The following is a 12,024-nucleotide window of genomic DNA, read 5'->3' on the forward strand; positions in this document are numbered from 1 at the left end:
AAGCCTGGACACCAACACGTATGCCCGTACCATTTCCGCCAGACATTCATTGACGCCCACAGCAACCACTATCTTCTTAGTATTTCATTGCATCCCGTCCTCCGTTTTGCCCGTTCCGTCATCGACCACGATCAGTCCTCGTCGTCGCTCGCGAGTACATTCAGATCATGCCGGGCGTCGAATCGCTCGTAGTCGCGCACCGAAACGCCAAAATCGTGCAGGATTTCGGCGGTCCAGTTCGGCCACGGCGAAACGCGTGTTCGCGACGAAGCCAGCACATTGACCGGCAACCACAGTTGCGACACGACCAGCACGAGGAGAAACAGACAGCCGATCGCCAGCGATGTTCGGCGTTGGTCGCGAGATGAACGTTGGTCCCCCTTCGATTCGATCCGCGAAACGAGATGTTCCGTACGACGAATGATCGCGCTTTTGCGGCGGCCGAACGCGAGCGTGCACGTGGGAGCGGCGCGATTCTGCTCGGCAATTTTTGCCAGTGTTTTCAAGTAGCTTGCAATCGTGTTGCCGGCATTCGCGGCGACTTCATCACAATGGAATTCACGAGTCAATTCGGCATTTCGAGCGGCCCACCAGATCGCCGGATGAAACCACAGCAGCGCGTTGCAGGCGCCCTGCAGGAAATGCTGCAGCGGATGGTTGGTTCTCAAGTGCTCCAGTTCGTGCAGCAGCACATGCCGCAGCACGTCTTCGTCTTCGTCTTCGCGTAACAGACAACTTGGCAACACGATCGTCGGACGCTGCAACTGCCAGCAAAACGGACCGTGCGCATCAAATGAGACGAGCAGGCGCAGGCCCTCGGGCAATGCGTCTTGATCACCAAGCGGCAGGGTCGAGATCTCTTCGTCCGTCATCACACGACATCGCTGCGAGAAGAATTGCGACAAGACGATCATGCGACCGAGACGTCGGAGCAGAACGCCGGAAAAACCGATAATCCAGACAACCGCCATGATCTTGACGAACCAAACTTGCGCCACAAACAGGGTCCGCGCGGCCGACTCACTGAGGCCGCCGCCGTTCTGAATCAACCGAAGATGGGGAAACATGAAACCGACGGCGATCAATCCCAAAATCGACAGAAACCCGATCGTCCACAGCCGGCAACTCGATGCCGCCTGATCCACAAAACGACTCAGAAGCACCACGGCGATCACGACGATCAGGACCTGCAGCGGCAGACTGGCAACGGTTTCGAATAGCTGTGACGCGTTCATCGGCGACGTTCCGCTTTGGCGGCAGCTTGCTTGACCGCCGCGATGTCTTCCGGTGACACCTCTTCACTGTTGAGCAGGCTGAGCACCAAGGATTGCACGGAACCACCGAACAGGCGATCGGTCAGCTCGTGAATCATTCCGTGACGCACTTCTTCACGCGTCACGGCGGCAGAATAGGTGTAGGCACGGCCCTCTTTTTGCCCGCGACGAACGATCCCTTTTTCTTCCAGGATTCGCATCGTCGTCATGACGGTCGTGTAGGCCAAGTCACGGTCGATGGCTTCAACGACATCGTTGACCGTGACGCTTTCGCGGTCCCAGACGACGTCCATGACTTCCGCCTCGCACTTGGTGATCTGAGTTCGGGACAATGAACAACTTCCTGTAACGGCTGGATGATGACGGGATGAGAAACAAGAGCGATCAATCATCGGCGCAACTTGGCCGACTCGTGGTACAGACGCAAATCAATCTGTTCGCTGACAAAGCTGACATGGCCGTCGCCCCACAAAAAGTTCGCGCCGCCGGGATGGCGGCTGGAAAAATCACATTCATCGGCAAACGGACTGTTGATGCCTTCGAGCGCCGAACCGACCAGTCGTGCCGCCGCGTCTTCTCCGGCCAAGTCGACACCGAACCACGTCGATGGCACTTGAGCCATGGTGCGTTCGCCGACCACTATGGTGACACTCAAACCCCGCTGGAAGTCACGAAACCGCGTATGCCGGTTCTCCAAGAACGTTCCGTCACCGACCGGTGCGGGAACCTCGTCGTCCGGCTCCAACGTGCCAAACACACCGACATAATTTGCCGTCGGCAGCTCGACCAATTCTGCGGTTGTCCCGACGGCGGGATGGTCCCCCTGGGCGTGCTGTCCTTCATCATCCTCATCATCGGCGAACAGCACGAACTCAGGTTCGGCGATGTCGGAGGGGCACAGCAGGACCGCAAGCGAAGTGTGACGCACCGCTTCATGCTGCGGATTGCCAACCGATTGTTCGATTTCAATCCGATCGGCAAGTGCGGGTTGGCCCAAAAAGGGCAGAATCGGAACCGCCCATCCGTACGCCGAGACCGACTGGGGATCGAAGGTCCAACCGGCGGGCAGACTGCGCTGCGAGTCGTGGTGAGAGTGCAACGCCAGCCCGGTTTCGCGAAGATGGTCGACGCACTGAACACGCCGCGCGGATTCTCGAACGCTACCCACGGCCGGCAGCACCAATCCGGCGAGAATTCCGATGATCGCCACGGAGACTAGCAATTCCAGGACCGTCAACGCTCGCCGACAACCGGCGCGCACGGATCCTCGTTGGCTGCTATCCGGAGGATTGATTGGGTTCATCGGCGACATCCGTGACCGCTGGGCGACTTGCTGAAAAGCGGATTCTACGAACCTATTAGTTTTTAAGCAATGCCGACATTCCCTCACCCACAGGGTCCGCCCGGACGATGCAAAATCGTACCATTTCAGAGGGTTCTCGCTGACCGCCACCACCATTGATTTCGTACGCCCGTAGGACGACGGGAAATGGGTCAAAAAATTTGGTGGTCAAAAAATGAAGAGCTCCGCCAGGAGGAGGCAGATATTGTTCGTCGAGAATCCCAACGAGACAATGAATCGACAACCTCCATTCAGCGCGGTCTTTGTGGTTGCTTCCCACCGACTTGACGGGGCACGATGAGTGGGTGGAGGGGCGGGAAACTTTTGGAGGTAGGAAAATTGGCTAACTCGAATCGTTGCTGCATTTCATCATTTTCTTGCCTCCGAAATCTTCTTACCCGTTTTCCGTAACGGCAACACCAGCAGGTTGACGGTGGCCGCGCCGATCCAACCGGTCAAGATCACCAGGAGCAGCCTCGCTTCGGCACCGCGCAGCACTCATTGCAGCGTGGTCAGGTCGAGGAGTTTGCACCTGACATCCAGTCGACGTGATGCGTTCTCGCGATTGATCGCGTTGGGTGCCGGGACGATCGTCAATCAAAGGATCGCGTTGCAACGCAGCAGTTTCTCCAGCACGTCGAGTCGATGCTGTGACTGCTCGGTCCGCTGTTGGAGCTCCTTCAAGTATTGATATTCCTCAACCAGAATGTCTCGAAATCGGGTTTCCCAGCGTTTGATCAGCAGCGGCCCGAACAGCAAACCCGCTTCGCGATCCACCGCGTCGTAGGCCGGGTCGGCGGATGACGGATGACGCCGAAACCGCATCACCACGTAACGCTGACGCCCGACGACGAGTTGTTCCTCGACCAGCTGAAACCCGCATTGAAAGGCCCAATATCGGACGGCATCGGGGCGACGATTGGGTTGCAGCACCACGTCGGGCGGGACACGGTCGGGATGGGGCTCCAGAATTCGAGTCATCAGTTCACCGCCCATGCCACAGATGCTCAAACTGTCCGCTTCGCCCGGTGACAGCCCTTCCAACCCATCGGCGAGCCTGACGTCGGCGTTGAGTCCGGCCAGCGTTGAACGCGAATTCTCGAAAGGTCGTTGGTTGATTTCGATTGCGATCCCACGTTCGATCCGTCCCGACGTCAACAACGCTTTGAGTAGATGCCCGTGGTCGGAGCCGATGTCGGCATGCACGCGACTGCGAATCTGCACCGCCACCGCTTTCAGGCGTTCGTCAAGTTTCGGCATGGTGAGAACAAGCAGTTGTCAAAAAGGAAATCGCTCGTCCACGTCACTCTCGGCAAGTTCGACGAGAAACGTCGACAACCGCTCGACGAGCACGTCCATCAGCTGACGCCCTTTCTCGGCGGTGGCGGGATGCGGATTTCCAGACCCGGATTGGCGGGTCAATAAGTGCCAAGGACGCGTGATGGAAACCCAGCCTTGGTTGACGGCGTCAAATCGTGTTTCGTTCACCGCTCCATCATCGGCAGTGATCTTGCCTTCCGCATCAACATCAACAAACTCGGAAAAATACGCCAGCCCGAGTGAGGTTTCCATTTCACCGGCGTGGTCTCCCGCATCTTCGAAAATCTCTCGCTGCACATCGGCCGAGATTCCTCGGAACCAATCGCACAAAAACAGGCGGCACGGAGTCTGGTTGTGCAACTCACGCAACAGCGGCTTGAATTCGTTTCCTCCATGGCTGTTCAGAATCAATAGTTTCCGAATGCCACAATGGGTCAGTGACTCGGCGAGATCCCGGATGATGATGGCCAACGTGCTCGGGTTCAAATTCATCGACAGAGGAAACTTCACTTGATTCGTTTCGGTTCCGTACGGAATCGGCGGCAACATCACCACGCGCGCGCCGCGATCCCAGGCGGCTTCGCAGACGCGACTGCCGATGGCTTCGGCTTGAAACGTATCGGTTCCGTAAGGCAAATGTAGATTATGGGGCTCGGTCGCACCCGTCGGCAGCACGGCGACTTGATAGTCACAGTCTTTAACAAAGCCGTAGTTGATTTCCGAGAGGATCCAGGGGCGCATTGTGTTTACTTTCCGCTTTGCTCGTCATCGGGTTTGACTGTGAACGGCATCAACCGATTCGGATTCCAGTTTACCGGTCGCCCCTTCGCTTGGGCAGCCAGCCAGTTGAGTGCCGCTTCGTGCACGATTTCGTGACCGCCGTCGAACAGGGTCAGTCGCGTCGTCCCCACGGTTCGGCGAAAAATCGGAACATGGTTGCCGTACAACGAATCCGGTTTGGCTGTGTTGATTCGCTGCAACTCCTCCGGCACCGCACGCGTTTGGTACAGCTTGTCGATTGCATCGATGTTCAACGCCACCGACGCGGGAACGGCGGCATTAAACGCCAACATCGAATGTGTAAACGGGACGCTCCCCGCACGCCCGTCATTCATGCCATGATTGAGATCCAATGGAGGAAGCCGATCCGCCTTGGCGATCCAGTTCAGCGGGGAACGATGCCAGGCGGCGTCACGAAGTTCCGTCGAGGCATCCGGCGCGCCACCCAGTGCCGACTCGATCATGGTGGCATAGCGATCGAATGACGTTCCCTTGCACTGGTGATGCCAAGCGGCGATGTCCGAGATGCCACACCAGGCCGACACCCCCGCCCACAACTCCGGCTCACGTGCCGCCATCAACATCGATGCGTGCCCGCCACCGGAAACACCGATACAGTAGATTCGATTCGCGTCGATGGACGCTTCGGACTTGGCAAAGTCGACGGCGCTGCGGATATCGGCAACGACGAGATCCGACCCCATCGCTTCGGGAGTCTTGTTGATACCGCGAAAATTGGGGTGAATGAAGGCCCAGCCTGCTTGCTGGCACCACTCCGCGTACTGAACCTCACCGCCGGTTTGACGATAGTCGCTCGACCAGGTGTGCAAGGCGACCAGCAGCGGCACCGGTTCGTCCGATTTCGGAAGCCAGATCAACGTCGGCTGCATCGAGCCGTCACCGTCGGATCGGTAGTGAGCTTCGCGGACACCCTCCGGGTAACCCGGCACTTGGGCAGCGACATTCGAAGCATGCAGCAACATCGCGACGGCGAACAGTCCGACGGCAAGATTTTTGATCAACATCAAAACAGTTAGGCTCGGGGGCTGTGTAGGATAATGGTTCCGCGGCGGCGTGAGCTTCCAGCGTGCGAATTCCTTTCATCTTTCAAGGTCAGGATATGCTACACCCTTCAACCCGATTCATGTCCCTGGCCGTGTTTTTTCTGGCGTCGATGGCCCCGGCGGAAGAGCCCATCGACGTGTGGCCCGACTTGGCCCCGGGCGAGACGACTCGATCGGTCGGCCAAGCGTTGCCACCGCGACCAAGCGGCAAGGAGAATGTTACACGAATCGCCGGGATCACTCGGCCAACACTGCAGGTCTATCGTGCCGAAAATCCTAACGGAACAGGCGTGGTGATCTTGCCGGGCGGCGGCTTTTCGTACGTCGTTCCCGATTTGGAAGGATCCGAAGCGGCCGAGTGGCTCAATTCTCTGGGCGTGACGGCTTTCGTGCTCAATTACCGCACGAAGAACGATCCGGCACAAGTCGGATGGCGGCGTCCGGTGCAAGACATCCAACGCGCGATGGCCGTGCTGCGATCCCAAGCCGAGCATTGGAAATTAAAACCCGATCGCATCGGCTTGCTCGGTTTCTCCGCCGGTGGCCAAGTCGCCGCCAGATTCATGAGTGACCCGACGACGCTGTCCTACGATCGAGTGGATTCGATCGATGGCGTCGATCCTCGGCCTGACTTTGCGATGCTCGTTTATCCCTGGCGGATGTACGATGCGGCGACAGATGGTTTCGTTGATGGAATCGACGTACCGGCGACAGCGCCGCCGACCTTCTTGGTCCACACACATGATGACAATTCGACAGCGCTCGGAACGGTCTTGTATTACATGCAGCTCAAGAAACATAACATCGCGTCCGAGCTTCACGTGTTCGGCAACGGCGGACACGGCTACGGCATCCGTCCGGTTGAGGGCTCCTTGATCTCGACCTGGCCCTCACAAGCCGCCAACTTCTTGCAATCACAATCTTTTGTCGAGTGATCGGCGTGGGCCGTGAGAGGTGCGGACTCAACCTGGAGGACGCTGGGAGGTCTCACGCAAAGACGCAAAGCCGCAAAGGTCAGTACCTGGAGGTGGTTGCGGATGAAATGGACGTGGATCGTAAGTCGCTCCTTCCGCGACCCATTCTCCAACCTCTTCTTTGCGGCTTGGCGCCTTTGCGTGTGTCATCAGGCTGGGGGACGCTGGAAGGTCTCACGCAAAGACGCGAAGCCGCAAAGGTCAGTACCTGGAGGCGGTTGCGGATCAAAAGGACAGTGGATCGTACGTCGCTCCTTCCGCGACCCATTCTCCAACCTCTTCTTTGCGGCTTGGCGCCTTTGCGTGTGTCATCAGGCTGGGGGACGCTGGAAGGTCTCACGCAAAGACGCGAAGCCGCAAAGGTTAGTACCTGGAGGCGGTTGCGGATCAAAAGGACAGTGGATCGTACGTCGCTCCATCCGCGACCCATTCTCCAACCTCTTCTTTGCGGCTTGGCGCCTTTGCGTGTGTCATCAGGCTGGGCGACGCTGGAAGGTCTCACGCAAACACGCGAAGCCGCAAAGGTCAGTATCTGGAGGCGGTTGCGGATCAAAAGGACAGTGGATCGTACGTCGCTCCTTCCGCGAACCATTCTCTAATCTCTTCTTTGCGGCTTGGCGCCTTTGCGTGTGTCATCAGGCTGGGGGACGCTGGAAGGTCTCACGCAAAGACGCGAAGCCGCAAAGGTTATTACCTGGAGGTGGTTGCGGATCAAATGGACGTGGAGCGTACGTCGCTCCATCCGCGACCCATTCTCCAACCTCTTCTTTGCGGCTTGGCGCCTTTGCGTGTGCTCCTCCCCGATGCCTCGATGCCGAGAACGGCTGTGATACGATTTTCGCTGACGGTTACTCCTTGGCGGTCGTTGAGTCTAGAATAGTTTGCACCCGAAATGCCTCGAACTTGTCACCTTCTCGTGAACTACCATGCGATTCAAACGTCGGCGATCTCTCGTCCAGGTTACTGCTAGCCTCGCCTTGTTTGGGTTGGCTTCATCCGTGGTGTTCAGGGCTGCCGCTGCCGAGGATTCACGTCCCAACGTCGTGATGATCATCGTCGACGATTTGAACGACTTGCCGCTGGCCCCCGATGGCAAGCCGGTGATCAAGACGCCGAACATCGATCGAATCGCTCGACGTGGCGTCACGTTCACCAACGCCCATTGCAACGACCCGATCTGCGCCCCATCGCGGGCCAGCATGCTGTTCGGGCTCTATCCGCAAACCAGCGGGCTGTACTGGTTCGAAAAATGGAAAGAAAACGGCGTTCTGAATCAATGCGTCTCACTCAATCGGCACCTGCAAAACCACGGCTACTCCGTGTTCGGCACCGGCAAAATTTACCACGGCGGTCAGTCCGACGGGGCATTTGATCAGCGCGGTCCCAAGCCCGACGTCGGTCCTTGGCCATGGGATGGGAAATCCAATCAAAGTCATCTTCCCCATCCGGCGATGATGTATCTGTACGACACCGATGGTGACATGGACTACAAGTGGGAACACCACTTCGGCCCACTGTCGATGATCCCGGATTGGAAACCGGATCCGGCAGCGGGAATCCCCGGTTACAAGGGATGGCGGTTGGGCGGCAAACCGTTTCGTTACAACGGCGATGATGATCGAGACAAGTTGAGTGATGAATTGTGTGCCGAGTGGTCAACCGAAGTGATCGCCAGGCAACATGACCGACCCTTCGCAATCTTCACGGGATTGGTCCGGACCCACACGCCACTTTACGCACCACAGGAATACTTTGATCGCTTCCCGCTCGATTCGATCGAGCTTCCCGAGACGATCGAAGATGACTTGGCTGACTGCGCGACCGCGTTGGCGGACAGATCACTCTATGGATTTCGGCGATACGACATGCTCGTGCGTCATCAAGACCGGCAGCTTTACAGGCAGTGGCTGCAAGCCTATTTGGCCTGCGTTTCCTTTGTCGATGATCAAGTCGGAAAAATCCTGGACGCCGTTGACGCCAGTCCCCAACGTGACAACACCATCGTGATCTTCACCAGCGATCACGGATTTCACATGGGTGAAAAAGAGTTCCTGTACAAGCAGAGTCTGTGGGACGGCGCGACGCGAGTTCCACTGATCATCGCCGGTGTCGACGGGATGCCCCAAGGCGTGACCTGCGACCGTCCGGTCTCATGGATCGATCTGTACCCGACGTTGAACGAACTGTGCGGATTGCCCCAAGAGCCGAATGCCGCATCGGGCGGTTACAAACTGGAAGGGCACAGCCTCGTTCCCCTGGTGATGTCGCCCGACGGAGACTGGGACGGTCCCGATGTCGCGATCACCGCATTGCCGGGCAAAGACCACAGCCAACACGAGCGACATGGCGGCACTTGGTTCCCGCATTTCTCGGTGCGCAGCAAACAGTATCGCTACACGCTTTGCTCCAGCGGCGAAGAAGAACTCTACGATTTTGATGCCGATCCCCGCGAGTGGAAAAACCTTGCCGACGACCCGGCGTACGCTGCCATCAAAGCTTCACTGAAAGACCAGTTGATCGCGTTGCGTGATGGCGCGAGTTGGAAGTCTCTCGATGACCTGCACCATTGGACCTACGGGGCGCAGAAAGGCGGCGTCGCATCCGAGGATGGAACGTTGACCTTCAGCGGTCATGCATCTTCGTACCTGGCGACGATTGCAAAGTACAAAAACTTTGAATGGGAATTCGACGCCAAGTCGCCCGACGCGCTGCAGATGCGGATCAGTTACCACGGCAGCGTGAAAGACAACGGTGTGGCGGGAACGGTTGTCAATGTGCCACCGACCGCATCGAACTTGGAAGGCAACGCGGTTCCATTTACACCGGGGCAATGGAATCGCTATCGCATCCGCATGGTCGGCGAACGCTGCCAGGTTTGGGTCAATGGCAGGTTGCACAGCGATCTGGTTGATGAATCGAACGTTGGTGTCGGAGTGGTCGGGCTTGATTTCCCGGGATTGCGCGAGCCGACGCTCAGCTTGCACAACGTTCGGATCAGAACACTGTGATCGCTCGCAAGCCACTTGTTTCAGCGCGGCAGGTCTTTGGCTTCGGCGTACGGGCGTCGCGAAAGTGCGGCCTCGCCGACACGCTGGATCGCCAGAATGAACGCGGCGGTACGCAGATCGACGTCACGCTTTTTGGCGACATCGGCAACACACGCATAGGCCTTTCGCATGTGGTCGGTCAATTCGTGTCGGATGCGTCCGAGTTCCCAGCGGAATTGTTGAATGTTCTGTGCCCACTCAAAATAACTGACCGTCACGCCGCCGGCGTTGGCCAGGATATCGGGCACGACCAGAATGCCGCGTCGCCGAAAGATCTCGTCGGCTTCCGGTGTCGTCGGCGAATTGGCGGCCTCGACGATGATGCTCGCCCGAACGTCTTCGGCATTGTCTTTGGTCAGCACGTCGCCGAGTGCGGCGGGGACCAGGACGTCGGCGTTCCAGGTCAACACTTCGGAACTTTCAAACGCGTCGCCACCTGGGAATCGAGCGACGCTGCCATGCCGGGCGGTCCAGTCAACCAATTCGTCGATGTTCAGGCCTTCGGGGTTTGAAACGCCGCCGGCATGATCGCCGACGGCGACGATCTTAGCACCCAGTTCCGCCATCGTCCGAGCCGCAAAACTGCCCACGTTGCCGAAACCTTGAAAGGCAACCGTGACGTCCGTGATGGATTTTTTCTGTGAGCGAAGCACTTCTTCCAGTACGATTGTGACGCCGCGACCGGTTGCTTCTTCACGGCCTTCGGACCCGAATAAATGCAGCGGCTTGCCCGTCACGACCCCGGGGGAGAATCCGGCGTACTTGGAATACTCGTCCATGATCCAGCCCATGATTTTGGCGTTCGTGTTGACGTCCGGGGCGGGGATGTCGATGGTGGGGCCGATGACATCTTTGATCTGGCCGACGAAGGTGCGTGTGATCTCGTTCAGTTCGCGCTCGCTCAAATCACTCGGGTCACAATTGATCCCACCCTTGGCGCCGCCGTAGGGAACGTCGACGACCGCGGTTTTCCAGGTCATCAAATTGGCCAGCGCCGTCGCTTCGTCTTCGTCGACCGAAGGGTGGTACCGCAATCCGCCCTTCATCGGTCCGCGGACACGGCTGTGTTGCACCCGGTATCCCGTATGCCGGATCAGTTTTCCTTCGTCGCTCTCGGTGATCAGACCGACCTTGACGATCCGCAGCGGGGTCAGCAGGATGTCCCGCACCCGATCAGAAAGTCCCAGAACGTTGGCGGCATGGCGAAAATAAGCCCGGCTCTCTTCTAGCATCAATTCGTCCCTCTGGAGTGATTCGCCCAGGCATACCGTACTCTATTCGGCATGACGGCGGTTTTGAGTTTACTCGGTTCGCCGCGATCATGGTTTCGTTTCGGGGTACAATTAATGAACCCACGAGGAACAGAGTTGATGAGCACCGCACCCCGCTACGTCCCGCACTACACGATCGAGGATTACCGCCGCTGGGAAGGCGATTGGGAATTGATCGATGGCGTGCCTGTGTCGATGAGTCCATCGCCATTCGGGCCGCACGAGCGAGTGGTCGCTGAACTGTCGCGACAAATCCTCAATCAGGTCATTGAGAACGAGTGCGACTGCCGCGTCTACACCCATCTAGATTGGATCGTCAACGATGACACCGTGGTTCGACCGGATCTGATGGTCGTCTGCGGCGTTCAACCCGATCGGCATTTGGAGCAGACGCCCGTCGCCGTTGTCGAAGTGCTTAGCGATGCGACGCGGCAACGCGAGCTGACAGCGAAACAGGCGATTTATCTTGAACATGATGTCGCACACTATTTGATCGTCGACCCGACCGACCAAACCGTGCTGGACGTCACCAAGGCTGCGGAGCGATCCGTCGGATCCGGCGAATCGATGGGACTGGACCTTGACGACGACAGCCGGATCGAGATCGATGCCGCGAGACTGTTTGTTTGACGAGCCTGCGGCCAGTCATTTTAGTCGATGCCCCGAAATCAACGTGATCATCTCAGCCCGACGCGTTAGCGAGGGACGCCGCGTCGCCCCTGGCTTACGCCTGCGGGCTTAGATCGACAGGCCGCTGGCGGGACGCGGTCGGGGAAGGAAGGCAGAACGATACGGGGCAGAATGATCGAAGGCAAAACGATTGGAGAACGGCTCCGCTTCCCAGTCTTCGCCACCACGCCGACTCAACGGTCAAAGTCCAAGTGATTTGTTGAACTGATGGCTAAACTCCTCGATGCCCCATCATTCTGCCACTCCATCATTGTCGCGGTAG

The 12,024-nt window shown here is 58.0% G+C and carries 10 protein-coding genes; 3 read left to right on the forward strand and 7 right to left on the reverse strand.

The window, feature by feature from the left end:
- Window positions 1-131 precede the first annotated feature (131 nt).
- The 6 genes from NZK35_RS32700 to NZK35_RS32725 form a co-directional block, all read right to left on the reverse strand.
- Window positions 132-1,235: a M56 family metallopeptidase gene (locus NZK35_RS32700; RefSeq protein ID WP_259636731.1), complete on the reverse strand. Its 1,104-nt coding sequence runs from the start codon at window positions 1,233-1,235 to the stop codon at window positions 132-134.
- A complete protein-coding gene (locus NZK35_RS32705) occupies window positions 1,232-1,606 on the reverse strand; it encodes a BlaI/MecI/CopY family transcriptional regulator (protein ID WP_259636732.1) in 375 nt (124 codons plus the stop codon). The genes NZK35_RS32700 and NZK35_RS32705 overlap by 4 nt, the downstream gene beginning before the upstream one ends.
- Before the next feature lie 56 nt (window positions 1,607-1,662).
- The gene (locus NZK35_RS32710; protein ID WP_259636733.1) at window positions 1,663-2,577 is read right to left on the reverse strand and encodes a DUF1559 domain-containing protein; all 915 of its coding nucleotides are present in this window, start codon (window positions 2,575-2,577) and stop codon (window positions 1,663-1,665) included.
- A 636-nt stretch (window positions 2,578-3,213) separates the two neighbouring features.
- Complete coding sequence (locus NZK35_RS32715; RefSeq protein WP_259636734.1) at window positions 3,214-3,876, reverse strand: tRNA (adenine(22)-N(1))-methyltransferase; 663 nt, start codon at window positions 3,874-3,876, stop codon at window positions 3,214-3,216.
- Window positions 3,877-3,894: 18 nt separating this feature from the next.
- Window positions 3,895-4,677 (reverse strand): creatininase family protein, encoded by a 783-nt coding sequence (locus NZK35_RS32720; RefSeq protein WP_259636735.1) that lies wholly within the window; start codon window positions 4,675-4,677, stop codon window positions 3,895-3,897.
- A gap of 5 nt (window positions 4,678-4,682) precedes the next feature.
- Window positions 4,683-5,741 carry an alpha/beta hydrolase family protein gene (locus NZK35_RS32725; RefSeq protein ID WP_259636736.1) on the reverse strand — a complete coding sequence of 353 codons (1,059 nt, stop codon included), beginning with the start codon at window positions 5,739-5,741 and terminating at the stop codon, window positions 4,683-4,685.
- A gap of 119 nt (window positions 5,742-5,860) precedes the next feature.
- On the opposite strand from NZK35_RS32725, the gene NZK35_RS32730 reads away from it, so the two are divergent.
- Together NZK35_RS32730 and NZK35_RS32735 are read left to right on the forward strand one after the other, a co-directional pair.
- A complete protein-coding gene (locus NZK35_RS32730; protein WP_259636737.1) occupies window positions 5,861-6,715 on the forward strand; it encodes an alpha/beta hydrolase in 855 nt (284 codons plus the stop codon).
- A 965-nt stretch (window positions 6,716-7,680) separates the two neighbouring features.
- On the forward strand, window positions 7,681-9,762 hold the full coding sequence (locus NZK35_RS32735) for a sulfatase-like hydrolase/transferase (RefSeq protein WP_259636738.1): 2,082 nt from the start codon (window positions 7,681-7,683) through the stop codon (window positions 9,760-9,762).
- Window positions 9,763-9,782: 20 nt separating this feature from the next.
- Here the strand turns inward: NZK35_RS32735 and NZK35_RS32740 are convergent, their stop codons facing one another.
- On the reverse strand, window positions 9,783-11,033 hold the full coding sequence (locus NZK35_RS32740) for a Glu/Leu/Phe/Val family dehydrogenase (protein ID WP_259636739.1): 1,251 nt from the start codon (window positions 11,031-11,033) through the stop codon (window positions 9,783-9,785).
- Window positions 11,034-11,171: 138 nt separating this feature from the next.
- Here NZK35_RS32740 and NZK35_RS32745 point away from each other — a divergent pair, with 138 nt between their 5' ends.
- Complete coding sequence (locus NZK35_RS32745; RefSeq protein WP_259636740.1) at window positions 11,172-11,702, forward strand: Uma2 family endonuclease; 531 nt, start codon at window positions 11,172-11,174, stop codon at window positions 11,700-11,702.
- Window positions 11,703-12,024: the final 322 nt, after the last annotated feature.

Source organism: Stieleria sedimenti (genome assembly GCF_025060895.1).
Lineage (GTDB): Bacteria > Planctomycetota > Planctomycetia > Pirellulales > Pirellulaceae > Stieleria > Stieleria sedimenti.

What these genes read in the sequence shown, in the direction of transcription:
- NZK35_RS32700 (WP_259636731.1), bottom strand. Translation starts at nt 1,235, where the DNA reads ATGAACGCGTCACAGCTATTCGAAACCGTTGCCAGTCTGCCGCTGCAG.
- NZK35_RS32710 (WP_259636733.1), bottom strand. Translation starts at nt 2,577, where the DNA reads ATGAACCCAATCAATCCTCCGGATAGCAGCCAACGAGGATCCGTGCGC.
- NZK35_RS32715 (WP_259636734.1), bottom strand. Translation starts at nt 3,876, where the DNA reads ATGCCGAAACTTGACGAACGCCTGAAAGCGGTGGCGGTGCAGATTCGC.
- NZK35_RS32720 (WP_259636735.1), bottom strand. Translation starts at nt 4,677, where the DNA reads ATGCGCCCCTGGATCCTCTCGGAAATCAACTACGGCTTTGTTAAAGAC.
- NZK35_RS32725 (WP_259636736.1), bottom strand. Translation starts at nt 5,741, where the DNA reads ATGTTGATCAAAAATCTTGCCGTCGGACTGTTCGCCGTCGCGATGTTG.
- NZK35_RS32730 (WP_259636737.1), top strand. Translation starts at nt 5,861, where the DNA reads ATGTCCCTGGCCGTGTTTTTTCTGGCGTCGATGGCCCCGGCGGAAGAG.
- NZK35_RS32735 (WP_259636738.1), top strand. Translation starts at nt 7,681, where the DNA reads ATGCGATTCAAACGTCGGCGATCTCTCGTCCAGGTTACTGCTAGCCTC.
- NZK35_RS32740 (WP_259636739.1), bottom strand. Translation starts at nt 11,033, where the DNA reads ATGCTAGAAGAGAGCCGGGCTTATTTTCGCCATGCCGCCAACGTTCTG.
- NZK35_RS32745 (WP_259636740.1), top strand. Translation starts at nt 11,172, where the DNA reads ATGAGCACCGCACCCCGCTACGTCCCGCACTACACGATCGAGGATTAC.